General features: G+C 71.1%; 22 protein-coding genes. 7 read left to right on the forward strand and 15 right to left on the reverse strand.

The window, feature by feature from the left end; genetic code table 11:
• Window positions 1-8: 8 nt before the first annotated feature.
• Window positions 9-779, forward strand: coding sequence for an EI24 domain-containing protein (locus tag ABTX18_RS06230; protein WP_352121552.1), 771 nt, complete (start codon window positions 9-11; stop codon window positions 777-779).
• On the opposite strand, the gene lgoX is transcribed toward ABTX18_RS06230, so the two are convergent.
• From lgoX to ABTX18_RS06245, 3 genes are all read right to left on the reverse strand, one after another.
• The gene (lgoX, locus tag ABTX18_RS06235; protein ID WP_352121553.1) at window positions 780-2,708 is read right to left on the reverse strand and encodes an L-glutamate oxidase LgoX; all 1,929 of its coding nucleotides are present in this window, start codon (window positions 2,706-2,708) and stop codon (window positions 780-782) included.
• 175 nt (window positions 2,709-2,883) lie between these two features.
• A complete protein-coding gene (locus tag ABTX18_RS06240; RefSeq protein ID WP_352121554.1) occupies window positions 2,884-3,882 on the reverse strand; it encodes an aldose epimerase family protein in 999 nt (332 codons plus the stop codon).
• Between the two features lie 61 nt (window positions 3,883-3,943).
• Window positions 3,944-4,858: an SGNH/GDSL hydrolase family protein gene (locus ABTX18_RS06245; RefSeq protein ID WP_352121555.1), complete on the reverse strand. Its 915-nt coding sequence runs from the start codon at window positions 4,856-4,858 to the stop codon at window positions 3,944-3,946.
• A 354-nt stretch (window positions 4,859-5,212) separates the two neighbouring features.
• Between ABTX18_RS06245 and ABTX18_RS06250 the strand changes: the two genes are divergently transcribed.
• On the forward strand, window positions 5,213-5,707 hold the full coding sequence (locus ABTX18_RS06250) for a DUF3145 domain-containing protein (protein ID WP_352121556.1): 495 nt from the start codon (window positions 5,213-5,215) through the stop codon (window positions 5,705-5,707).
• Between the two features lie 28 nt (window positions 5,708-5,735).
• On the opposite strand, the gene ABTX18_RS06255 is transcribed toward ABTX18_RS06250, so the two are convergent.
• Window positions 5,736-6,302: a TetR/AcrR family transcriptional regulator gene (locus tag ABTX18_RS06255; RefSeq protein ID WP_352121557.1), complete on the reverse strand. Its 567-nt coding sequence runs from the start codon at window positions 6,300-6,302 to the stop codon at window positions 5,736-5,738.
• 116 nt (window positions 6,303-6,418) lie between these two features.
• Between ABTX18_RS06255 and ABTX18_RS06260 the strand changes: the two genes are divergently transcribed.
• Window positions 6,419-7,876, forward strand: coding sequence for an MFS transporter (locus ABTX18_RS06260; protein WP_352121558.1), 1,458 nt, complete (start codon window positions 6,419-6,421; stop codon window positions 7,874-7,876).
• Window positions 7,877-7,974: 98 nt separating this feature from the next.
• Here the strand turns inward: ABTX18_RS06260 and fabF are convergent, their stop codons facing one another.
• The 5 genes from fabF to ABTX18_RS06285 form a co-directional block, all read right to left on the reverse strand.
• A complete protein-coding gene (fabF, locus tag ABTX18_RS06265) occupies window positions 7,975-9,237 on the reverse strand; it encodes a beta-ketoacyl-ACP synthase II (protein WP_352121559.1) in 1,263 nt (420 codons plus the stop codon).
• Window positions 9,238-9,312: 75 nt separating this feature from the next.
• Entirely contained in the window at window positions 9,313-9,561 is a 249-nt protein-coding gene (locus tag ABTX18_RS06270) for an acyl carrier protein (protein ID WP_352121560.1), read from the reverse strand.
• A 63-nt stretch (window positions 9,562-9,624) separates the two neighbouring features.
• Complete coding sequence (locus ABTX18_RS06275; RefSeq protein ID WP_352121561.1) at window positions 9,625-10,626, reverse strand: ketoacyl-ACP synthase III; 1,002 nt, start codon at window positions 10,624-10,626, stop codon at window positions 9,625-9,627.
• Window positions 10,627-10,639: 13 nt separating this feature from the next.
• Window positions 10,640-11,554 carry an ACP S-malonyltransferase gene (locus ABTX18_RS06280; protein WP_352121859.1) on the reverse strand — a complete coding sequence of 305 codons (915 nt, stop codon included), beginning with the start codon at window positions 11,552-11,554 and terminating at the stop codon, window positions 10,640-10,642.
• Window positions 11,555-11,643: 89 nt separating this feature from the next.
• Window positions 11,644-12,843: a PucR family transcriptional regulator gene (locus ABTX18_RS06285; protein ID WP_352121562.1), complete on the reverse strand. Its 1,200-nt coding sequence runs from the start codon at window positions 12,841-12,843 to the stop codon at window positions 11,644-11,646.
• 101 nt (window positions 12,844-12,944) lie between these two features.
• Between ABTX18_RS06285 and ABTX18_RS06290 the strand changes: the two genes are divergently transcribed.
• Window positions 12,945-13,601 carry a pirin family protein gene (locus ABTX18_RS06290; protein WP_352121563.1) on the forward strand — a complete coding sequence of 219 codons (657 nt, stop codon included), beginning with the start codon at window positions 12,945-12,947 and terminating at the stop codon, window positions 13,599-13,601.
• A gap of 20 nt (window positions 13,602-13,621) precedes the next feature.
• On the opposite strand, the gene ABTX18_RS06295 is transcribed toward ABTX18_RS06290, so the two are convergent.
• Window positions 13,622-14,641, reverse strand: coding sequence for a DUF389 domain-containing protein (locus ABTX18_RS06295; protein WP_352121564.1), 1,020 nt, complete (start codon window positions 14,639-14,641; stop codon window positions 13,622-13,624).
• A 139-nt stretch (window positions 14,642-14,780) separates the two neighbouring features.
• Window positions 14,781-15,371 carry a GNAT family N-acetyltransferase gene (locus ABTX18_RS06300; RefSeq protein ID WP_352121565.1) on the reverse strand — a complete coding sequence of 197 codons (591 nt, stop codon included), beginning with the start codon at window positions 15,369-15,371 and terminating at the stop codon, window positions 14,781-14,783.
• Between the two features lie 243 nt (window positions 15,372-15,614).
• Between ABTX18_RS06300 and ABTX18_RS06305 the strand changes: the two genes are divergently transcribed.
• From ABTX18_RS06305 to ABTX18_RS06315, 3 genes are all read left to right on the forward strand, one after another.
• Entirely contained in the window at window positions 15,615-17,723 is a 2,109-nt protein-coding gene (locus ABTX18_RS06305) for an alkaline phosphatase family protein (protein WP_352121566.1), read from the forward strand.
• A gap of 234 nt (window positions 17,724-17,957) precedes the next feature.
• The gene (locus tag ABTX18_RS06310; protein ID WP_352121567.1) at window positions 17,958-18,431 is read left to right on the forward strand and encodes a hypothetical protein; all 474 of its coding nucleotides are present in this window, start codon (window positions 17,958-17,960) and stop codon (window positions 18,429-18,431) included.
• Between the two features lie 266 nt (window positions 18,432-18,697).
• On the forward strand, window positions 18,698-21,361 hold the full coding sequence (locus ABTX18_RS06315; RefSeq protein WP_352121568.1) for an NACHT domain-containing protein: 2,664 nt from the start codon (window positions 18,698-18,700) through the stop codon (window positions 21,359-21,361).
• 119 nt (window positions 21,362-21,480) lie between these two features.
• Here the strand turns inward: ABTX18_RS06315 and ABTX18_RS06320 are convergent, their stop codons facing one another.
• The 4 genes from ABTX18_RS06320 to ABTX18_RS06335 all read right to left on the reverse strand — a co-directional run bounded on the left by ABTX18_RS06320 (window position 21,481) and on the right by ABTX18_RS06335 (window position 24,209).
• Window positions 21,481-22,305 (reverse strand): hypothetical protein, encoded by an 825-nt coding sequence (locus tag ABTX18_RS06320; protein ID WP_352121569.1) that lies wholly within the window; start codon window positions 22,303-22,305, stop codon window positions 21,481-21,483.
• Window positions 22,306-22,382: 77 nt separating this feature from the next.
• The gene (locus ABTX18_RS06325; protein ID WP_352121570.1) at window positions 22,383-23,030 is read right to left on the reverse strand and encodes an RNA polymerase sigma factor; all 648 of its coding nucleotides are present in this window, start codon (window positions 23,028-23,030) and stop codon (window positions 22,383-22,385) included.
• A gap of 95 nt (window positions 23,031-23,125) precedes the next feature.
• On the reverse strand, window positions 23,126-23,401 hold the full coding sequence (locus tag ABTX18_RS06330; RefSeq protein WP_352121571.1) for a DUF397 domain-containing protein: 276 nt from the start codon (window positions 23,399-23,401) through the stop codon (window positions 23,126-23,128).
• On the reverse strand, window positions 23,361-24,209 hold the full coding sequence (locus ABTX18_RS06335; RefSeq protein WP_352121572.1) for a helix-turn-helix domain-containing protein: 849 nt from the start codon (window positions 24,207-24,209) through the stop codon (window positions 23,361-23,363). Before ABTX18_RS06335 ends, ABTX18_RS06330 begins: the two co-directional genes overlap by 41 nt.
• Window positions 24,210-24,282 lie beyond the last annotated feature (73 nt).

Here is a 24,282-nt window from a genome sequence, read left to right on the forward strand (position 1 = left end):
CTGACGCCATGCGTGATCTCGGGGCGGGCTTCGGCTATCTGATCAAGGGCCAGCGCTGGGTCACCGGGCACGGCAGATGGTTCGGCCTCGGGCTGCTGCCCGGCCTGATCACCCTTCTCCTGTACGCGGGCGCCCTCGTCGGCCTCGGCTACGGGGCCGACGACCTGGCGCAGTGGGCGACCCCGTTCGCCGACGGCTGGTCCTCGCCCTGGCTCGGGCTGCTCCGCACCACCCTGACCGTGCTGGTCTTCGCCTTCGGCCTCTTCCTCGCCGTCATCACGTTCACCGCCGTGACCCTGCTCGTCGGGCAGCCCTTCTACGAGTCGCTCTCCGAGGAGGTGGACCGGGCCGAGGGCGGCAAGGTCCCCGAGTCCGGGCTGCCGCTCTGGCGGGAGCTGTGGATCTCCGCCCGCGACAGCGTGCGCGTTCTGCTGCGCGTCGCGCTGTACGCGGTCCTGCTCTTCGCCCTCGGATTCGTGCCCGTAGCCGGCCAGACCGTCGTCCCGCTCCTCGGCTTCTGCGTCACGGGGTACTTCCTCGCCGAGGAGCTCACCTCCGTCGCGCTCCAGCGCCGCGGCATTGCCCTGAAGGACCGGCTCGTCCTGCTGCGCGGCCGCCGGCTGCTGGTCCTCGGCTTCGGCGTGCCGCTGGGGCTCGCCTTCCTGGTCCCGCTGGTCGCCGTCTTCCTGATGCCGGGGGCCGTCGCGGGGGCGACGCTGCTGGCGCGCCGCCTGGTGGGCGAGGAGGGCGCGGGGACAGTGCTGCCCCCGCGCGCCTAGTCAACTGGCGTGCACCTCGAGCGCCGTGCGGACCGCCGACTCCAACGCGCCTTCGATCCAGGCGGGCTTGACGGACGTGTGGCAGCCCGCGAAGTGCAACGGGCCCTCGACCGACCGCACGTCGGCGAGCAGTTCGGTGTGCTGGCCGGGCAGCAGGACGGCCGCCTCGCCGTACGCGTACGGGTCGCGCATCCACGACTGGGTGGCGCCGGCCCCCGTGTAGAAGACCTCGATGCGCTGCCCGTAGACGTCCTGGACCCCGCCCAGGGCGTGCGGGTAGCGCTCGTCGTCGTCCAGCGAGTCCCACTTCAGGGCGTCGTCGGCCCAGCTGTACGAGGCGAGCAGGACCCCGCCCTTGCTGCCCTCGACCGGGTGGGAGGGCTGGTACATGAAGCGGTTGGCGTTGTCGGTGACCGATCCGCCGCCGATGACATGGGCCGCCTCGGGCTGGTTGCGCGCGGTCGCGCGGTACGCGGCGTAGTGCACGCGCTGGTTGGGCGGAATGTGCCCGGACGGTACGGAGGGGTGGGCGCCCAGCAGTGAACCGTCGGCCGGTGCCTTGCCGAGCCGGTACGCGTCGTACAGACCGGGCCTGACCTTCTCCAGCTCCGTCTTCCAGTCCTTCTCCTCGAACTCCCACCAGCGGCGGCTGAATTCGAGCAGCACCTTGGTCGCCGAGTCGTAGTGGACCTCGGTGATCGCGCGCCGCTTGCCGTACGAGAGCGCGGGGGCGACCGGCACGTGCCGCAGACCGGAGAACGGCACGGTGACGATCGCGCGGTCACCGGTGAACGTCTCCCGGACGACCTTGCCGTCGCGGCCCTCCGACACCGTCTCGACGCGGACGCCGTCCTTGGTGTGGCTGATCCTGGCGGCCCGGCGGTCCAGCCGCACCAGGCCCTTGACCCGTGCGTACATGGCGTCGGCCAGCGTCGCCGTCCCGTCGGGCAGCTCGTAGAACGCGGTGTCCGGGCTGATCAGGGAGGCCCCGATGAAGCTGTGGACGAAGGCCAGGGGGAGGCGCGAGGTGAGGTTCTCGACTGTGCCGATGAGGTCGATGGTGCGCTCGTCGAGCTTGGCCGCCTCGGTCAGGAAGCGGAACATCGACCAGTGGCCGTACCGCTGGATGACCCGGGCCCAGCCCTCGACGAGTTCCGTGCCGTCCTTGCCCTCGAACTCCGCGCGCACCGGGGCGAAGGCCTCCCGGACGATGACCGAAGCGGGCTTGTCCTCGAACGCGGCGGGGACCCCGAAGGACCGGTTGACCGCCTGCGGCCTCTGCGCGTAGTCGGCCTTGCGGACCCGGATGCCGTTGACGTGGATCCAGGTGTGGTTGACGGGCTTTCCGGTGCTGTCGACGTCGACGAGGTGGAAGCGGCGGCGCTTCAGGCCGAGGCTGTCCATGAGCCCGGTGACGAGGGGGTGGCTGTCGGGGATGCGCATGGCCCCGGCCTCGGCGTACTGCTTCGGGTCGGCGAAGGGCGACTTCGCCTTCTCGTGGCCGCCGTTGCGGAAGGTCTTGATCCGGCCGCCGACCCGGTTGCCGTTGGCCTCGATCACGGTGACCGCGTGCCCGGCCTCGTGCAGGAGATGGGCGGCGGCGAGCCCGGCCGGGCCCGCGCCGATGATCAGGATCTTCTTGGCGGCCTTGCGGCTGCGCGGCAGCCCCTTGGTGAGCAGGACCTCACGGTAGTGCGGCACCAGCGGCTCGTCCTGCTCGTCGCGTACGAGGATGGCGCGGGCGACGGTCAGGCACGCCTCCCAGTCGGAGCCGGGGGCGGCGGTGGGGGCCGCGAGCGAGCCGGTCGCGGCGGCGTCCGCCGGGGTGACGGCCGTGGTGGCGAGGGCGGCGGCGCCTGCGGCGGCACCGGCGATCAGGGTGCGCCGGGAGGGCAGGGCGGAGGTCTGTTCGGCGGGGTTGGTAGTCATGCGGCCCACCCTGGGGGGCGCGGGAAGGGGCGCATTGCGCGAACGCGCGTAGATCATCCGCGAATCACCCGTAGGTGCCGCTTAACGATCTTGTAGTACCGCGTTCCCCCAGGTCAGCGCCCCCGCCGCGCCGCCTTCCGCAGCCCGCTTCCGTGCCCTGCCTCGGTGCCCTGCCTCAGCGCACCGAGAATCCGTACACCGTCGTCGACACGTACTCCTCGCCCGGCCGCAGCACCGTGCTCGGGAACTCCGGCCGGTTCGGCGAGTCGGGGAAGTGCTGCGTCTCCAGGGCGATCCCGGCGCACGGGCCGAACGGCCGGCCTTCGAAGTGGTCCGCCGTGTACAGCTGCATGCCCGGCTCCGTCGTCGTGACGGTCAGGACGCGCCCCGACACCTCGTCGTACAACTCGGCGACCGGGCCCGTCACACCCTCGTCCAGCACGAAGTTGTGGTCGTACTCCTTCGAGACGGGCTGCGGCTCCCGGAAGTCGAACCGGGTCCCGTCCACCGGCAGGAACTCGCCCGTCGGCAGCGACTCCGCGTCGGCGGGAGTGATCCGGCCCGCGGCGATCCGCAGCCGCTGGCCGAGCGCGCTGCCGGAGTCGGCGCCCGCCAGGTTCCAGTACGTGTGGTTGGTCAGGTTCAGCACGGTCGGCGCGTCCGTCGTCGCCCGGTAGGCGATGCGCAGCGCCCCGTCCTCGTCCAGCGTGTAGGCCACCGAGAGCTCCATGCGCCCGGGGAAGCCCTCCTCGCCGTCCGCCGAGACGAGGGAGAGCTCCACCCCGTCCGCGATCTCGCGGGCGTCCCACACGTGCTTGTCGAAGCCGACGGCCCCGCCGTGCACATGGTTGCGGCCCTCGTTGCGCGTGACGTGGTGGGTCGTCCCGTCGAGTACGAAACTGGCCCCGCCGATCCGGTTGGCGTACCGCCCGACCAGCGCGCCGAAGTAGGGCCCGGTGTACCGGACGTACGAGGCGAGGTCGGGCAGTCCGAGCGCCACCTCGCCGCGTGTGCCGTCGCGGTCCGGCACCTCGACCGACTGCACGGTGGCCCCGTACGTCAGCACCCGCACCCGCGTGCCCTCGCGTTCCAGCGTCCACCGGTCCACGGCAGAGCCGTTCCCGAGGGTGCCGAAGTGTTCCGTACGTATCACCGTGTTCGAACCCGCGTCCATGATCGGCAACCTTAGCCCGCCCGGCGCATGGGGGGCGGGCGGGCTCAGCCCGCTGCCCGGGTTATGCGGGCGGCCGCGCCGCCGTGACATTGCGGTAGGCGATCTCGGCCAGCCGGGCCTGCCCGTTGAGCCCCGGGTGGAACCAGTCCCACTGGCTGAGCTGTTTGCCGGTGAAGCGGTAGTCGAACACGGCCCCGCCGTCGTAACGGCAGCGCTGATCCTTCGCGCACACCTCGCGCAGCACCTCGTTGTACGCGACGACGCGGTCCTGCACCGCCGCACGCCGGGCCACCGCCGAGGCGCCCATGTTGTCCGCGTCACCGAGCATCGACTTGCAGATGCCCAGCTTCCAGATCTGCTTGCCCAGCTGGTTGGCCCGGCCCGTCGACCAGAGGCGCTTGAGGTCCGGCACGCTCGACACGTACACCTGTGCCTTCGGAGCCGTACTGCGCAGCCGGCGCATCGACGCCTCGAACGACGCCCGGAAGTCCGCCACCGGTGTCATGACCCGCACCGAGTCCCGGCAGGCGTCGTTGGCGCCGATCATCACCGTCACCAGCGCCGGGTCCTCCTGCGCGGCCAGTGCCATCTGCTCCGGCAACTGGGCGATCCGGGCGCCCGTCTCGGCGTGGTTCCAGCTGCGGGCGGCCGCGCCCGAGGGGCCGAGGAGGCGTACCGCCAGGCTGCGCACCGTGCTGTTCGTACCGGTCGACCAGGAGGCCTCGGGGCAGTCGGCCAGCACCGAACAGGCGTCGAAGCCGCGGGTGATGGAGTCCCCGACGGCGGCGACCGACTCGGGACTGCGGTCCCACAGCGGCGCGGCCGCGGGCCGCCGGTCCGTGTCGGCCGTCGCGCCCTTGGTCGTCCCGTCGGAGCCCGCGTCACAGCCCGTCAGGACGGCCGTGCCGAGGCACGTCACGGCGGCCAGCGCGGCCAGCGCGGTGCGCGAGCGGTGCCGTACGGAACCATCCGGCATGTCCTCGTCCCCTCCTGTCCCTTGCCTCCGGCACACCCTCGTGGCACCGGTCGGCGGGGCCGAGCGCCCTGCCGGGTGAATGCGGAGCGAATCATGGGCCCAGGACCGACGGTACGTCACACCTCGGACGCCGCCGCACGGTAGCTTTTCCACGTCGAACCAGTGGCCCTTCCGGCCGCCCGGCTCCACTCGGGTGGCTCTCGAACTTCACATCACGTCACATACCCTCCCTTCTCCGGACATTAACTCCCGATGCTGTTTACTGATGACAGCCTCGGGAACCCGGCCGGTAAGAGCTGGTACGGGCGAGAGGCCGCTGGGGAAGGCGCACCTCGTCCCACACTGGAGGTCCCGGTGACGACACGTGGAGTCCTGTACGTCCACTCAGCCCCGCGCGCGCTCTGCCCCCACGTCGAATGGGCGGTGGGGGGCGTACTCGGCGTGCGGGTCCAGCTCGACTGGATCAGGCAGCCGGCCGCGCCCGGCACCTGGCGTTCCGAATTCTCCTGGCAGGCCCGCCCGGGCACGGCGTCGAAGCTGGCCTCCGCGCTGCGCGGCTGGGACCTGCTCCGCTTCGAGGTGACGGCGGAACCGACGCCGGCCGCGGAGGGCGAGCGCTACAGCTCCACGCCCGGACTCGGCATCTTCCACGCCGTCACCGGCATGCACGGCGACATCCTGGTCCCCGAGGACCGGCTGCGGGCCGCGCTGGCGCGTTCGCTGAGCGGGGAGACGGACCTGGAGGCGGAGATCGCCAAGCTCCTGGGCAAGCCGTGGGACGACGAACTGGAACCCTTCCGCCACGCGGGCGAGGGCGCGCCGGTGCGGTGGCTGCACCAGGTGGTGTAGCCGGCCGGCGGCGGGGCAAGGTCCTGGTTCAGAGCAAACGGTCGACCAGCCCGTCGACGTAGTCCGGGGTGAGCGGCACCATGCCGAACAGGACGCGGATGTACATCGGGGCCAGGATGTGGTCCAGCACGTCGAGCGCGTCGGGTGCGGGCTCACCGCGGTCGCGGGCGCGGTCGAGCATGGACTGCAACTGCCGGGTGCGTTCGTCCCGGAGGGCGGCACCCGCCCGCTGGCCCTGCCGGCCGCTGCTCGACAGGGCGAAGGCCAGGTGCAGTACCGCCGGACCATCGGGTCCGGTGATCTCGCGCGCCACTTGGGCCGCGTACGTACGCAGGTCACCGGCCAGGCTGCCGGTGTCGGGCATCGGCGACTGCGCGTTGAGCCGGGTGAGCACCACGTCGGTGAGCAGGGACTCCAGGCTGCCCCACCGGCGGTAGATGCTGCTGTCCGCCACGCCCGCGCGGGCCGCCACCTCGCCGACCGTGAAGTTGCCGTAGCCGCGCTCGCCGATCAGGTCGGTGACGGCCTGGTGCACCTGCGCGCCGACGCGGGCGCTGCGCCCGCCCGGCCGCCGGGCTGTCTGTCGCTCGTTCATACCTCCACCCTAACGTCTTAACGCAGTGACCACTTGCGTTTGTGGGGCGACCTCCCTTACCGTCGCTTAACGCAGTCACTGACTGCTTTAGAGTGCTCCGACGGAGAGGAATCCACATGGATGCGTCGCCTGCGGCTCCAGGCAGTCGATCGAACCGGGCCGTGCTGCTCACGGTGACCTGCCTGGGCCAGTTCATGGTCCTGCTCGACAACACGATCGTCGGAGCGGCGCTGCCCGACATGCAGCACCGACTGCACACCGGGCTGACCGGGCTGCAATGGATCGTCGACGCGTATGTGCTGCTGGTAGCCATGCTGCTGCTGTCCGGCGGCATCTTCGCCGACCGGTTCGGCCGCAAGCGGGTGTACCTGAGCGGCGTGGTGGTGTTCACCGCCGCCTCGCTGGTGTGCAGCCTCGCGCCCTCGCTCGGCTGGCTGGTCGCCGGACGGGTCCTGCAGGGCATCGGGGCCGCGGCGCTGAGCCCCGCCTCGCTGGCCCTGCTCGCCGCCGCCTATCCCGTACCGCAGGAACGCATGAAGGCGATCGGGCTGTGGGCCGGACTGAGCGGAATCGGCCTGGCAGCCGGCCCCGTGGCCGGCGGCGTGCTGACAGAAGCGTTCGGCTGGCCCGCCATCTTCCTGGCCAATCTGCCGATCGGCGTGGTCCTTCTGCTGGTCGGTCTGCGCACCCTCGAGGAGACCCGCAATCCGGGCGCCCCCGCGACCGACATCCCGGGGACGGCGCTGTCCGTTCTGGGGGTGGGGGCGCTGACCTACGGCCTGATCGAGGGCGGCGCCCGCGGCTGGACCGCGCCGGTGATCCTGGGCAGCTTCGCCGCCGCGGTGATCCTCCTCGCCGCGTTCGTCGCGGTCGAAGCACGTCGTTCCGCTCCGATGCTGCCGCTGGGGCTGTTCCGGCAGCGCCTGTTCACCGTGTCCAACACCGCCATGGTCGTGGTGGGCTTCGCGCTCATGGGCTCGTCGTTCTTCTTCTCCCAGTTCTTCGTGTACGTCCAGGGCAGCTCGATCCTGCGCGCCGGCCTCCAGACCCTGCCGCTCACCCTCGCCATGGTGGTCGTCAGCCCGTACGCGGGCCGGCTCGCCGCCCGGTACGGCTTCCGCGTCGTGGTCACCGCCGGCCTGGTCCTGGCCGGACTGGGACTGCTGGCGCTCGGCATGGTGCACGCCGACACCGGCTACGGGAACGTCTGGTGGCGGCTGGCAGTCGCCGGCATCGGCTTCGCCCTGACCATGTCCCCGCTGACGGGAGCCGCCATCCAGGCGGTCAGCCCGCAGGAGGGCGGCCTCGCCTCCGGCATCAGCAGCACCACCCGGCAGATCGGCGCGGTGCTCGGCGTGGCGCTGCTCGGAGCCATCGTCCGCACCCGGCAATCCGGCGGAGCCTCGTTCGAGGCCGGCCTCAACAGCGCCTTCATCACGGCCGGCGCCCTCACCTTGGCCACCGCGGCGTTCACCGGCCTGTGGCTGGCGACGTCCAGGCCCGCGGCACCGCGACGTGCGACCGGCCCGGACGCGGTCACCACCTCGAACAAGGCAGCCTCGAGCAGCCGTTGACACCATTCACGCGGCGCCCCGAGGCGGCGCGCGAAACGCCTGAAGCCCGCCTCCCCTCATCGGGGGAAGCGGGCTTCAGGCGTACAGCCGTCGAACGATCACACGCTGCGGAACGCCAGCACCACGTTGTGGCCGCCGAAGCCGAACGAGTTGTTGATGGCCGCGATCGGGCCCTCCGGCAGCGGGCGCGGCGTGTCACGCACGATGTCCGCCTCGACCGACTCGTCGAGGTGCTCGACGTTGATGGTCGGCGGCGCCATCCGGTGGTGCAGGGCCAGCACCGTCGCCACGGTCTCGATACCGCCCGCGCCACCGAGGAGGTGGCCCGTCATCGACTTCGTCGCGGAGATCGCGACATGGTCCAGGTCGTCGCCCAGGACCTTGCGCAGGGCCTTCAGCTCCGCGATGTCGCCCTGCGGCGTGGACGTCGCGTGGGCGTTGAGGTGCACGACCTCGGACGGCTTGAGGTCCGTCTGGTCCAGCAGGTTCTGCATCGCGGCGGCGATACCGCGCCCGGTCGGCTCGGGCTGGGCGATGTGGTGGGCGTCCGCGGACAGGCCCTGGCCCAGCACCTCGCAGTAGACCCGGGCGCCACGCGCGGCGGCGTGCTCCGCGGACTCCAGGACGACGACACCGGCGCCCTCGCCGAGGACGAAGCCGTCGCGGCCCGTGTCGTACGGACGCGAGGCCTTCTCGGGCTCGTCGTTGCTCTTGGACATCGCCATCATGTTGGCGAACGCGGCGATCGGCAGCGGGTGGATCGCCGCCTCGGTGCCACCGGCGAGGACCACGTCGGCGCGGCCGGTGCGGATCATCTCGACGGCGTAGCCGATGGCCTCGGCGCCCGAGGCGCAGGCGGAGACCGGGGTGTGGACGCCCGCCTGGGCGTTCACCTCGATCCCGACGTTGGCGGCCGGGCCGTTGGGCATGAGCATGGGCACGGTATGCGGGGAGACGCGGCGTACGCCCTTCTCCTTCAGCACGTCGTACTGGTCGAGCAGGGTGATCACGCCGCCGATGCCGGAGGCGATGACCGAACCGAGCCGCTCGGGGCGGATCTTCTCGTCCTCGCCGGCGGGGCCGGTGAAGCCCGCGTCCGCCCACGCCTCACGGGACGCGATCAGCGCGAACTGCGCCGAGCGGTCCAGCTTGCGGGCGAGCGGGCGGGGCAGGACATCGCCCGGGTCGACGGCCGCGAGGGCCGCGATCCGGACAGGCAGTTCGGCGAAACGTTCGCCCTCAAGAGGCTTGACGCCGGAACGGCCGGCCATCAGACCTTCCCAGGTCGATGCGGAATCGCCACCCAGCGGAGTGGTTGCGCCGATACCGGTGACGACCACGGTGCGATTGGTCGAGTTCACTGGAAAATCTTCTCCACGTGTAGAGGGTCGTGAATCAGCGGCGCCACCGCCGGGTGGCGACACAGCGGGCTGGGATCAGCCCTGGTGCTTGAGGATGTAGTCCGCGGCGTCGCCGACCGTCTTGAGGTTCTTGACGTCCTCGTCGGGGATCTTGACGTCGAAGCGCTCCTCGGCGGCGACGACGACCTCGACCATGGACAGCGAGTCGACGTCCAGGTCGTCGGTGAAGGACTTGTCCACCTCGACGTCCTCGACCGGGATACCGGCGATCTCGTTGACGATCTCGGCGAGACCCTTGACGATCTCTTCCTGCGTGGCGGCCATGTCGGCGCTCCTTCGGTGTATATCTGCTGGGTTCGGGCGTCCGGGCGAAAACGCCCGGTGTGCCTAGGGGAGGGTAACGACCGTCGCGGCGTAGACGAGACCCGCCCCGAAGCCGATGACGAGCGCGGTGTCGCCGCTCTTCGCCTGACCGGTCGCCAGGAGCCGCTCCATTGCGAGCGGAATCGAGGCGGCGGAGGTGTTGCCGGTGGTCTCCACGTCACGGGCGACCGTGACGTGCTCCGGCAGCTTCAGGGTCTTCACCATCGAGTCGATGATCCGCATGTTGGCCTGGTGCGGGATGAAGACGTCCAGGTCTTCCGGAGCGATCCCGGCCGCGTCCAGCGCCTGCTGGGCGACCTTCGCCATCTCGAAGACGGCCCAGCGGAAGACCGCCTGGCCCTCCTGCGTGATGGCGGGGAACTTCTCCGGACGGTCGGCGTGGAAGGTGTCCCACGCCACGGTCTGCTTGATCGTCTCGGACTTGTCGCCCTCGGAGCCCCAGACCGTCGGGCCTATGGCGGGCACATTCGACGGGCCGACGACGACCGCTCCGGCGCCGTCGCCGAACAGGAACGCCGTCGCGCGGTCGCTGAGGTCGGTGAGGTCGCTCAGCCGCTCCACGCCGATGACGAGCACGTACTCGGCCGAGCCCTCGACGATCATGCCCTTGGCGAGCGTCAGGCCGTAGCCGAAGCCCGCACAGCCGGCCGAGATGTCGAAGGCGGCGGGCTTGCCCGCACCGACCTTGTGGGCGATCTCGGTCGCGATGGCCGGGGTCTGCTTGAAGTGCGAGACGGTCGAGACGATGACCGCGCCGATCTGCTCCGGCGTGATCCCGGCGTCGGCGATGGCCTTGCCGGACGCCTCGACGGACATCGCGGCCACGGTCTCCTCGTCGGAGGCCCAGTGGCGGGTGGCGATGCCGGACCGGGAGCGGATCCACTCGTCGGACGAGTCGATCGTCTCGAGGATCACCTCGTTGGGCACGACACGGGTCGGGCGGTAGCCGCCGACACCCATGATCCGTGCGTACGGGGCGCCCTGGCTGGGCTTGATCTTCGACATGCTCTCGGGCTCCTTAGGCGCCTGCGTGCTCAGCGATGAGCGCGCGGGCCGCGTCGAGGTCGTCGGGGGTCTTGAGCGCGAGGGTCTTGACGCCGGGCAGCGCGCGCTTGGCCAGACCGGTCAGCGTGCCGCCGGGGCAGGCCTCGATGAGCGCGGTGACGCCCAGCGCCTGGAACGTCTCCATGCACAGGTCCCAGCGGACCGGGTTGGCGACCTGGCCGACCAGCCGGGAGATGACCTCCGCGCCGGTGGCGACGGTCTTCCCGTCGGCGTTCGAGACATACGTCACGGCCGGGTCGGAGACCTCCAGGGCCGTGGCGGCCTCACGGAGGCGTTCGACGGCGGGAGCCATGTGATGCGTGTGGAACGCGCCGGCGACCTTGAGCGGGACCACCCGGCGCACGCCCTCGGGCTTGTCCTCGGTGAGCGCGGCGATCTGCGCGGCGGTGCCGGCGGCGACGATCTGGCCGCCTCCGTTGACGTTCGCCGGCGTCAGGCCGAGCTTCTCCAGGTGCGCCGTGGTGACGTCGGGGTCACCACCGAGCAGCGCGGCCATGCCGGTCTCGGTGACCGCCGCGGCCTCGGCCATGCCGAGCCCCCGGGTCCGTACGAAACGCAGCGCCGCCTCGTCGCCGATGACTCCGGCGAGAGCGGCTGCGGTGATTTCACCCACGCTGTGACCTGCGACGACAGCCGGTGAGGCGTCGAGCGCGGCAGCGGAGAGCAGACCGGCGGCGACCAGCAGTGGCTGAGCCACCGCGGTGTCACGGATCTCCTCCGCGTCGGCCTTGGTGCCGTAGTGGGCAAGGTCGAGCCCGATGGCGTCGGACCAGGCCGCGATGCGGTCGGAGGCACCGGGGAGGTCGAGCCAGGGAGTCAGGAAGCCGGGCGTCTGAGCGCCTTGGCCGGGAGCGACGAGTACGAGCACCCTCACACTCTCTCTTGTGAACGGTCCGGAAGGCCCGTGGGGACAGGGACGAAGAACCGTAGGGGGAATTGTTGAAGTCCGACAAAAGTCTAGGGCTGGAGATCTCTGTCGGCCAGACGCCCAAGGATCAGGGCGATCCGCAGGGTGAATGCCGAACGCACATCGGACGGCGACCAGCCGGTGACGTCTGTCACACGTCGGAGCCGGTAGCGCACGGTGTTGGGGTGGACGAAGAGCATCCTGGCGGCTCCTTCGAGGCTGCTCGCCTGTTCCAGATACACACTCAGCGTCTCCAGGAGGGCCGAACCCGCTTCTTCGAGCGGTCTGTAGATCTCCTCCACCAACTGATCCCGCGCGGCCGGGTCGCCCGCCATCGCGCGCTCCGGGAGGAGATCATCCGCGAGCACCGGCCGCGGGGCGTCCTGCCAGGCGCTGCACGCCTTCAGCCCGGCGGCCGCCGCCTGCGCGGACCGGGTGGCCGCCAGCAGGTCCGGCACCACGGGCCCGGCGACGACGGGACCCGCCGCGTACGGGCCGATCAGCGCCTTCGCGACCTGCAGGGGGTTGTCGCTGCCGCCCGCGATCACCACCAGGCGGTTGCCCAGCACCCCGGTCAGGACCTGGAGCTTCGCGTGCCGGGCGGCGCGGCGGATCGCCTCCACCGTCAGCTCACTGTCGCCGTCCGGAGCCGTACCGAGCAGCACGCACACATGCTCGGGCGAGTTCCACCCGAGCGCGGCGGCCCGGGACACGGCGCCCTCGTCGGCCTCCCCGGACAGCACCGCGTTGACCACGAGTGATTCCAGACGGGCGTCCCAGGCGCCACGGGCCTCGGCGGCCTGCGCGTACACCTGGGCGGTCGCGAACGCGATCTCCCGCGCGTAGACGAGCAGCGCCTCACGCAGCACCGACTCGTCACCGGGCGCGGCGACTTCGTCGATCGCCGCCTCCATGACCTCGATCGTCGTCCGCACCATCTCGACGGTCTGCCGCAGCGTGATCGCCCGCGTCAGCTCGCGCGGAGCCGTACCGAAGACATCGGTCGAGATGGCCTGCGGGGTCTCCGGATGCCGGAACCACTCGGTGAACGCGGCGATACCGGCCTGGGCCACCAGGCCGATCCACGACCGGTTCTCCGGTGGCATCGCCCGGTACCAGGGCAGCGACTCGTCCATGCGGGCGATCGCGTTCGCGGCCAGCCGGCCGGAGGACTGCTCCAGCCGCTTCAGGGTGGCGGCATGGAGATGGGCGGCGTTCGCAGCGGGCTGCTCAGGATCGGATCGGGGCACGGGGACAAGACTGCCCTATCCGGACGGGTGCCCGAAGGGGCGGGGCGGGTGGCGGGGCGTTCCGGGGGGATCCGGCCACGACCCGGGCTACCGTGGGACGGGTGATTTCCGTACGCCGCGAGGGCGACCGCTTCAGGGGCGGGGACGGGGCGGCCGGCATCGAGTCCCGGCACTCCTTCTCCTTCGGCACGTTCTACGACCCCGACAACCTCCGCTTCGGCCCGGTCCTGGCCTGCAACGAGGAGCGCCTCGCCCCGGGCGCGGGCTTCGAGGAGCACCCGCACAGCCACACCGAGATCGTCACCTGGGTCGTGGAGGGCGAGCTGACCCACCGGGACTCGGCCGGTCACGCCACCGTCGTACGCCCCGGGGACGTCCAGCACCTCAGCGCGGCGTCCGGCGTCCGTCACGTCGAACGCAACGACGGTGAAAGGCCGTTGGCGTTCCTTCAGATGTGGCTCGCGCCCCTGGAGCCGGGCGGCGACCCCTCGTACACCACCGTCCCCGGCATCGCCGACTCCACCCCGTACGCCCTGCCGGAAGCCGGCGCGATGCTCCATGTGCGCCGGCTCGCCGAGGGGGAGCGCACGGCGGTCCCGGACGCGCCGAAGGTGTACGTCCATGTGGTGCGGGGGGACGTGCGGCTGGGCTGCGAGGAGCTGGCGGCGGGCGACGCGGCGCGGATCGTCGGGGAGGCGGGGCTGGAACTGGTCGCGGTCGCGGCGGCCGAGGTGCTGGTCTGGGAGCTGCCGGACTGACCTCCCGACGGCGGCGGATCTCAGGCGCGCCCGCCGCTCCGTACCGTGCAGGTGTCCGTGTCCGCCGGGCACCAGTGCGTGCGCCCGCCCACGAGGTGCAGTTCGAGGTCGGCGCCCGCCATGCCGTTCCGGTCCAGGGCCGCGCGCAGCTCCGCGGGGGCGGGCTGCGGCGGCAGGCCCAGCACGCCGATGACGATGATGCCGTTGCGGGCCTCGACCGAGGCGATCTGCCACTTCCCGGTCGTCGCCCACTTCTCGGCCACGGGCTCGGCATCGGCCGCGAGTGAGCGGTCGCGTGCGACGGACAGCGTGCCGGCGGTGAGCGGAACCGCGATCAGCAGGATCACGGCGGCCACGGCGGTCAGGGTCCACCCGTGGAACCGGCCCACGTGCCGCCCCGATTCCCGGGCCGCTGCCCGGATCCCGTAGACGAGGAAGACGATGGTCCCGGTCGCCACGATGGCGGCGACATTGGTGCTGAACAGCAGGGCCGACTCGCTCGCGTCGTGGTAACGGCCGACGGTGATGAGTAGTCCCGTCACCGCGAGCGGCGGCACCAGGGAGATGGCGATCGCCACGCCCGGCAGCGTGTCGGAGATGTCGGAGCGTACGAGAGCGAACGCGCCGACCGTCCCGGTGGCCAGCGCGGCCAGCAGGTCGATCAGACGCGGGCTGACCCGGGAGGACACCTGGCTGTTGGAGCCGAAGGCGTCCGGCGGGGAGACGATCCAGCCGAGCAGCATGCCGATCGCGACGACGGCCAGTGCGCCGCCCAGGACGAGCAGCGCGCACCGCACGACCTGCGGCCGGTCGGCGAGCACGAGGGCCAGCGCGTTGCCGAGGATGGGCGTCATCAGCGGGGCGACGATCATCGCGCCGATGACCGTCGCCGTGGAGTCGCCCACCACCCCGGCGCTCGCGATGACGGAGGCCAGCACGAGCAGCCCCCAGAACCGGGTGGAGCTCGGACTGCGCAGGCCGCGCTCGATGAAGAGGGCGCTCGTCATCCGTTCCACAGTGCTCGCGTCGACTGACGGCATGTCCGCTCTCCCCATGTGTCGAAGTGCACCACCACCGCCCAGATATTATGCCGATATCAACCAATTCGTCCCTGCGTGCGGCGCGCGCCTTGCCCGACGGTGTCGCGCCGAAGGGAATCCGCCGGGCCCGCCTCCGGTGCTACCTCACCGGGTCCCGCCGCCACATCGACCACATGGGCGGCCCCGACCGGAACGCCATCTCCTCCTGCACGGCGAACCCGTGCCGTTCGTAGAACGTCAGATTGCGGCGGTTGCTCGACTCCAGGAAGACCGGCCGCCCGTCCGCGTCCGCCTGTTCCAGAAGCCCGCCCAGCACCTGCGAGCCGCGCCCCGTGCCTCGCGCGTCCGCGTGGGTGCCGATGTACTCGACGTACCAGTGCGCGGGACCGGCCGGGTGCCGGTGCTCCAGCGCGAGCAACCGCATCCCGGTCCGCGGTAGTTGGGCCCGGCCCGCCCGCAGGAGCGTGGGCGCGTTGCGCAGCAGGTAGCTCACCGGCAGCTTCCACTGCCCGGGCTCCGCCCAGACCGCCGCCACCGTGCGGTCGCGGTCCGTCCACACCCGGCCCGCCGGGACCTGCTGGCCGAGATGGGCGGTGAACAGCAGCCGCAGCCGGCGATCGCGGTCGTGCGGCATCAGCCACGACCACACGGGGTCCTCGGCGTAGGCGCTGGCGAGGACGGCGGCGAGCGCCGGGACGTCGGAGGCGGTGGCGCGGACTATGTCGGTCATGGCGGGGGAGCGTAGCGCCGCAGCCGCGCCGCGTCCGCCCTTCCGGCATTGCCGGTCAACCGGCCAACGGGGCGCGAGTTCCGGCTATCACCGTGCGGCATCTCGACCTGGGACGGGGGCCGTGGAAATCTGCCGGTGCCTCAGGAATACGTCCCTGGTTCGCCCGCCGTTCGTCCCGGCGGCCTAGCTTCGCAGGCACGCGCCGACGTCCCTCCCCCCCCGATCACGCCCCGGAGGCCCCTGATGACTCTCCAGACCCTCGAGTCCCCACGACTCGACAGTGAGAACGGCGAGTACAGCGAGAGCGGCGAGAACAGCACGAGCGTGGGCGAGAGCCGCGAGAACGCCAACGAGCACCGCATCACCCGCCGCCGGATGCTCCGGACCGCTGCCGTCACCCTCGGTGCGCTCGCTGCCGGGCCGGTCGCCGAGGCGGTCGGCGGGGCGCAGGCCAGTGCGGCCTCGTACGTCCTGCCCAAGGGCTACAAAGGCGACATCTCCGACCTGAAGCACGTGGTGATCCTGATGCAGGAGAACCGGTCCTTCGACCACTACCTCGGTCAGCTGCGCGGCGTACGCGGGCACGACGACAAGCAGGTCCTGAGATTCCAGGACGGCACCGACGTCTTCCAGCAACGGGACGCCACCGGCGCCATCGTGACGCCCGCCGTCTCGACCGCCACCTGGAGCGACAAGCACAACTTCTACGGTGCCAACGGGGGGCGTTGGGACACCTGGGTGAAGGACAAGGGCGACCACTGCATGTGGTACTACACGCCCGACTACATGCCGTGGATGTACTCACTCGCCTCGCAGTACACCGTCTGTGACATGAACTTCTGCTCGCTGCACGGGCCGACCATCCCGAACCGGTACTACCTGATGACCGGTGCGGCGGGCGGCGAGGTCACCAACGCCCGGCAGAACAACTACAGCCGCACCTGGACCACGGTCCCCGAGCAGCTCGAAGAGGCCGGCATCGACTGGCGGGTCTACTCCGACAACAGCGGCAACGGCGTCGGCGGCAGCCTGCAGAACGGCTACGTCGGGGAGTACGGCTGCAACGTCACCAACAGCTTCGCGGCCTTCGACCCGCGTACGGCGGACGCGGCCGACCTCGAACCGGGCACCGGCAAGATCTGGAAGGCCAACTCCTTCGTCTACGCGGGCGCCACCACGCCCAACGACGACTCCGAGGCGAACCTCGACGCCGTGCTCCGCGACCTGATCGCGGCCTGCGAGCCGGGGGCGGAGCACCCGCTGCCCGAGGTCTCCTGGGTGGTGATGCCCGCCGCGTGGAGCGAACACCCGGGCTTCGACACGGTGCACGGCGAGCGCTACATGAACAAGGTGCTCAAGACGCTCCAGAGCAACGAGGACATCTGGAACCACACGCTGGTGATCATCACCTACGACGAGAACGACGGAAAGTTCGACCACGTCCTGCCCCCGCGCCCGGAGGCGGGCACGCCCGGCGAGTTCTCCGGCACCACCCCGTACGGCTTCGGCCCCCGGGTGCCGATGCTGCTGGTCTCGCCGTGGACCCGGGGCGGCTACGTCGCCTCGGAGGTGTTCGACCACACCTCGACGGTGAAGTTCCTGGAGACCTGGGCCGCCCACCTGGGCAAGCCCTTCACCTGCCCGAACATCACCGACTGGCGCCGCTCCATCGCCGGCGACCTGACCAGCGCGATCGACTTCGCGCACCCGCGGCCGGGCCCGGTGGTCATCGCCGACCCGGTCACCGGAACCCCGCCGAAGCCGCCGCGCGACCGGATGAAGCCGCGCGGCCTCTCCTTCCACCCGCACGCCACCTTCACCGAGGACCGCGCCGCCGGCACGGTGACGGCGACCATGACGCTGACCGGCGGCCCGGCGGGCAAGGCGGTGAGCCTTCAGGCCTTCGCCGACCGGTACCTCCCGTTCGACAACACGCCGTACACGGTGACGGCGACGACCCCGCGCACGCACACCTGGGACACGAACGCCACCGACGGCAAGTACGCCTTCTCCGTCTACGGGCCCGACGGCTTCCTGCGCTCCTTCGCGGGTCAGGTCATCCCCGAGAGTGAGAACAGGAAGCACATCGGAATCCCGCGCGTGGAAGCGGAGTTGGCCAGGGGCAGGCGCGGGCTGGTCAGGCTGCGCCTGCACAACGACGGCCGCCGCCCCATCCGTTACACGCTCACGGCCAACGACTACGCCGGCGGCACCCGGACGGCCACCGTCCCCGGCGGCTCCTCCACCGTCGTGAACTGGCCCACCGAGCACGGCTACTACGACGTGGTGCTCACCGCCGACACCGGCACCGGCTGGACCCAGCGGTACGCGGGGCGGGTGGCGACGGTCTGAGGAGCGGGCCGGGCTCTTCGAACGGTCGGCCCCTGGGCGGTGACCCCGGGCACTCGCACCTGCTGTCGCCCAGCCGGCCGACCCGACGGATCCCGGCCCCGCCGGGGCCGGGCTTGATGCGGCTCAGCGGCGCGGACCGCGCGCCCGGTGCGTTCCTGTGGATTGCGAGATGGCGTGCTGCGCGATGTACTACCGTCTCGCATGTCGAACACGGCGACGAACGGGGACGGTTGGATGTTGGCGGAAGGGATGGCCGCGCTGGCCGCGGCCGGAGGCGCGGCGGTCGTCCAGGCGGCCGGGACCAGTGCCTGGCAAGGCGTGCAGCAGTCGGTCGCCCAGTGGTTCGCCCGAGGCGACGGGGAGCGTGAGCGCGTCGAGCTGGAACGACTCGGCCGTAGTGCGGCCGCGCTGGAATCCGCACAGGACGACGAACGGACCGGCGTGCGCAGCGGCCAGCAAGGTGCCTGGCAGGCCCGCTTCGAGCAGGCGCTGGAGAATCTGAGCAACTCCGAGCGCGAGGAGGCCGCAGGGATCCTGCGGGCCCTGTTGCAGACGCACGCCCCGGCGGACGGAGAAAAGACGCCCGGCGACGGCCCGACGATCCGCGGCCATGTGGACATCCGGGCCGATCACGGTTCCGCCGCAGCGGTGCAGATGCGTGACGTCACCGTCGGAACCCCTCCACAGCCGGGTCCGCAGCAGGGCTGAGCGGGCTCGGAGGCGGTCAGGCCCCGAACGTCACGGCAGACACGGTCATCTCGGCCACCACAGGTGGGTTAGCGGTCGGACACGCCGAGAGCATCACCTACTACGCCTCCGCGCCGGAGCCCGGGGACGGCCACCGCGCCCTGCGCACGGGCGGCCCCGATCCCCGGCTCCGCTCATACCTGCGCGCCGCCCGGTCGGCAGCCGGTCAACTTCCGCACCCCGGGCTGGCCCCGGAGCTCGACGCGCCGTCCCTGGCCGATGTCTACGTGCCGCGGCGCACCACAGCCCGGGCCGCGCGGGCTCCCGCGGCCGCCGCGGACGTCTTCGCCGGCGACGGGCCGATCCGGGTCCTGCTGGCCGGACCGGGCCACGGCAAGTCGACGCTACTGCGGCAGCACCTGCTGTCCACCTCCCGGCACCTCCTGACGAGTGAGGCGGCCGGCCCCGCCTCCTCGGCACTCGTCGTCCCGGTGCTGATCCGGGCCGGCGACCTGGTCGGTGCGCCCCTGCTGGCGCCCGCCCTGGCGCGTGCGGTGACCGAGGACTACGGTCCCTTCGGGCTGCGCGAGGCGTTGACCGAGGACTTCTTCCGCCGCCCTCCGCGTCCCGGCGCGCGGTGGCTGGTGATGGTCGACGGCCTTGACGAGGTGCCCGATCGGACGGCCCGGCTGTCCCTCCTCGACCGCCTCGCCCGCGAAGCCGGGCAGGCGGACACGCCCTACCGCTTCCTTCTCGCGACCCGCCCCCTGCCCGGCGGCGATCTCGACCGGCTGCCCCCCGCGGCCGACCGCTTCACGCTGGAGCCGTTCACGGACGACGACGTGCGCACCTACGTACACAAACGTCTCCAAGCCCTGCCCGATGCCGACCGTCACGTCCGGGCGTTCCTGCACGGTGTCCGCCGGACCCGGCTGGAGGAACTGGCCCGCATTCCGCTGATGACCGCCATGCTGTGCCATCTGTACGAGGCCGACACCGATCGCCCCCTGCCCGACGGCCGGGCCGGAGTCTTCCGGTCCTTCGTCGAACTGCTCTACGAGGAGAACGTCCACAAGGGCGTCAGTGACCTGCACGACCGTGCCATCCGCACCCTGGCCGGCCGCTATCAGATTCCGGAGGACCGCCGGACCGTCGAGAAGGCCGCGGACCGCGCCCGGGAACACCTGCCGGCGCTCATCGATCACCTGGCCCACGAAAGGCTCAGCGGGAACCGGGCTCCGGCAACCGCGATCCTCACCGCGCACCCGCACGCCCGACGACCGGACAAGGTCAAACCACCGCTGTGGGACGCGCTGCTGGCTTCGCTTCTGCGCTCCTGCGGCCTGTTGGCCGGTCAGGGCGGCGATGTCGAGTTCCTGCACCGCACGCTCCTGGAATACCACGCCGCACGTCACGCCACCCGCGATCCCCAGGCCCGCACGCTGCTCTTCGACCGGCTGTTTCCCGGCCAGCGGCTGCGCGACAGACTGCGGTGGGCGGGCCGGCGTAGGCCCGGAGCCGAGCCACTGGATCCGCTGGGCCTGGAACCGTCCTACCTGGGCTTCCTCCTCGACGCGCTGCTGGCCTCGGAGAAAGCGCTGGCCACGGCCACGCTGCGGGCCATGGAGGGCCTGTTCGGATCCGGAGAGATCACCGGCTACCACCTGCTCAAGGCCCACATCCAGCTCGGAAGCAGCCTCCCGCGGCCGACGGTCGCACAGTGGCTGACCGCGTTCGCGAACAGCCCAGCCGTGGACGACCGCAGTCGGGTGGAGGCCGCCTGGGACCTCGCCGAGCTGGAGGGTCAACTCGACGACGGCGCGCGGCTGCTGACCCGACTCGCCGGCGACCGCACGCTGCACCCGGACCACCGCACCTGGGCGGCAGAGATCCTGGCCGGGCTGGAGGGCCACGAGAGGGCCGGGGCCATGCTGCTCGTCCAGCGCATCGAGGAGGTGGCACCGGACATGGAAGGCATTGCCGGCGCCGCCCACGGGCTGGCCCGGCTCGGCCGTCACGGATCACTCGGCGTGCAGCTGCTCACCGAGTGCGCCATGGACCCCGGGACCGACGACTACCTCCGCTGCATGGCGGCCCAATGGCTCGCCGAGCTGGACGAGCACCGCGAGTCCGGTGCCGCGCTGCTGATCGAGCTCGCCCAGTACGGCTCCGTGACGGCTGCCAGGTACCTCTCCGAGATGGACCAGCCGTACCAGGAGGACGGAGTGGGCATACTCACCGTGTTCGCGGGCAACAGCGCCATGACACCGGCCGACCGGATCAGGGCTGCCGAGGCACTGGCCAGGGTGGCCGGCTACCAGGACCGCGCCGCCCGCATGCTCACCGAACTGGCCCGCGAGGCGCTGCCCGGAAGCCACTTTCACCTGACGGCCGCCGAGAGACTGTCCGAGTTGGATGCGGAAGCGGCCGCGGAACTGATCCTGCCCGTCGTGACCGGTCGTAGCGTTCATCCGGACAACCGGCTGCGTGCGCTCCAGCTCCTGGCCCGCTCCGTCACCCACCAGGAAGAGGCCGCTCGACCGCTCGCCGTCCTCGCAGCTGACACGACCACCCAGGCACACGACCGCATGAGAGCCGCTGTGGCACTGGCCGAACTGGACGAGCACCGTGAGGAAGCGGTCGTCCAGCTCCTCGCCATCGCCCGGGACGTCCGCGTCCAGGTATGGGACCGGATCGATGCGGCCTCCAGACTGGCCGATTGCGGAGAGGAACGCTCGGCCGAACTGCTATCGGCCTTCGCCGTGGAGCCCACGGCCCCCATGGACTCCCGAGCTCATGCCGCGCGCTCCCTGGCTACGCTGGACGGCCACCGCGCCGAAGGGCTGCGGCTCCTGGCAGCGTTGGCCAATGACCCCCGGTCCAGCAAGGCCGATCGTGCCAACGCCGCGAACTCGCTGACCACTCTCGACCTGTACCGGATCCGTCGATGATCCGTCGATGACAGGGGACCCGCCGAGCGCACCTCAGAATCCTCGTCGGCCGGCGCACCCCAGGCACCCCGTCGGCCGAGATCGTCACGTGCGGAACGCGAGGCCGACTCAGCGACGCCCTACCGCTCGTCGGTGAACTGCGGATCCTTCTTCTGGTTGTAGATCTCCTTGCCGGACGCGTCGTAGGCATGGACGTACGGGCTCGGGCCCGCATAGCGCGGGTCGGAGGTGTCGGCGGACAGGGCTGCCGCGTAGACGAACGCGCCGCCTGCCATGACCGCCGGGTACTGCTTCGGTTCGTCCCCGTAGCTGATCGCGACCTTGGCGACGTCGGACGCGTAGTGCCCCGCGCCCAGCATGAGGTACTGCTTGTCGCCGACGCGCGTGCCGAGGGAGTCGAAGTACGCGATCGTGCGACCGGTGCCCCACAGGCGGTTGTTGATGAAGGTGGGAGGGGAGTCCGGGCTGTTGCCCTTGTCGCCCTTCGACTCGCACTGCACGTACTGCCCGGCGGAATCGACGGCGACGACCACGCCGTCCCAGTCCTTCACCGCGACGGGAGTGCGGACCGCGATCACCGGGTGGTACCGCGATGCGTCCGGGCCCAGGCACGAGGACAGGATCTTGGTGACGGTCCTCGCGTCGATCGGGGTCGTCTTTCCGCTGGTGACGGTGAAGGCATCCGGAGCGGCCGACGCCGGGCCCGAGGACGGCGCGTCACCGGCTCCGCCCGACGTGGAGCCCTGCGTCGGGCCCGTACTCGGGGACGCGGCGGCGCCCGTCGGGTTTCCGGCGGGGTCGGCGAGCACCGGCTTGGCGTCCCCCACTCCGCTGAACGCGGCCACGGCCGCGACGCTCAACGCGGCGACGCCGGCGGCGACGCCGAGCGGCACCGCCCATCCGCGTCGCAGCGAACGGCGGTTGTCCTCCGAGTCGATCTGCATCAGTAGCTCCTCTCGGATCCGCCGATGATTCGGCAGATCACGATCGGAAGGAGCCGCAGGAATGCCCTGCGTGTCATTCATCGTGCGACCTCCTTCACGTTGACGGGGTTCCTGGAACTGAACGACCCCGGAGCCGTGGCTTTGCCGACGAGGTCCGCCCCCAGTCGCTTGCGCGCCCGGTGCAGTCTGGACTTCACCGTTCCGACCGCCACGCCCAGCGCTGCCGCGGCTGCTTGCTGATCCAGGCCCGACCACATGCAGAGCTCGACGACCTCGCGTTCGTGGCGCGGCAGCCGGGCCAGCGCCCGGTGGATCTCCGACATACGACGCTCGTCGTCGACCATGACGACGACGCGGTCGGCGTGGTCGCCCACGGCCTCGTCGTGCGAGACGAGCCGGCGCAGCAGCGCCTCCGCCCGCCTCAGCCGCCGCCTGGTGTTCGACAGCAGGCCGTCGGCGATGCCCAGCAGCCACGGCAAGGCCGAGTCGCGGTCCAGCACCGTTTCCGAGCGCCGACGCCAGGCATGCAGGAAGACCGTCGACGTGAGGTCTTCGGCCTCGGCCCAGTCGGCCGTCCGCCGGAACAGATGGTTGTAGACGGTCTTCCCGTGACGGTCGAAGATCCGGCCGAACGCCTCTCGGTCGCCGTCGACGGCCCTCGCCCACAGCGCCCGGTCGGATATGCCTCCGACCGGTGCGGAGGGATCAGCGTCGTTCAGTTCCATACCCCGTACGTGTCCGGCAACCGGCCCAAGGTTCCCGCTGAGCCCAAGTGGTCTTGAGGGCCCCGGACGTCCTCACCGGGAGAAACCCGGTCGGATCACTTCACGCGGAGACTGTCCACGAAGCCCTGCCATGCGACGGCCCCGATGACGACGACGGGGCCGTCCTGAACCTTGCTGTCGCGGACGGGCACGGAGCCGCAGGAGCCGCCGGCGGCCACCTCGACGCAGTCGCCGCCGCTCGTTCCGCTGTGCGACGACTTCCGCCAGGCGGCGCCGCCGGCCACGGTGCACTCGACGCACTCGCCGCCAGAACTTCCGCTGTAGCTGGACTTACGCCACTGCGCGTTCTTCAGGTCGGGGCCGGTCTCCATAACGCTCCTCCATCACGCGGGCGATCAGAGCCGCCGAATCCTCCACGGAGAGGGCGGCGGCCTGCAAGTGAGCGTATCGGAGCGAGCCTTCCCGGACCATGTCGGGACTGGCGGTCATATGGCCGGAGATGATGTCCTCGGTGTAGATGATGTCCGGGTCGTCCTCGAAGCGCATGGTGGTGAACGACCCCTCCATGCTGGCGTGTTCGCCTGCGGTGAAGGGCAGCACTTGGATCTGCATCCACCGGTTGTTGGCGAATTCCAACAGTCGGCGCAGTTGGGCGCGCATGATCTCGTGGCCACCGACCAAGCGGTGCAACACCGCCTCGTCCAGCACGGCCCACGCCAGCGGTGGCCGTTCGCGCTCCAGGATGCGCTGGCGCTCCATCCGGGCGGCGAGCAGGCCGTCCAGATCGTCGGGCATCCCGGTGGCCAGGACCGCCCGCGCGTAGTCCTCCGTCTGCAACAGGCCGTAGACCAACTGCGCCTGATACGTGGAGATGTACGTCGCGCGCGCCTCCATCTCCGCGTACGGCTGGAACCAGGTCGGCAGTTGGCTGCGCAGGACCAGACCCATCAGCCGCGAGAACACTCCGTCCGTGCCCAGCGCGGCGTCGACGCGTTCGGAGAAGTCGCGGGTGGGCAGCTTCCTCGTGGTCTCGATCTGGCCGATCAGCGAGCCCGTACAGAAGATGATCTCGCCCAGCTGGGCCTGGTTCAGTCCGGCGGCTTCGCGCAGGCGGCGCAGTTCCCAGCCGTAGTAGTCCAGTGGAGAGGCACTGGGATCGAGTGACTGGACGTTGGCCACGGCGGGACCTCCGGTGTGCAACACCTCGCGGCGTTCGTTTCGGTACGTAGCCGAGAGTAGTCACCTGGTCGCA

The sequence above is a fragment of the Streptomyces sp. NPDC096323 genome, assembly GCF_040302845.1.
Lineage (GTDB): Bacteria > Actinomycetota > Actinomycetes > Streptomycetales > Streptomycetaceae > Streptomyces.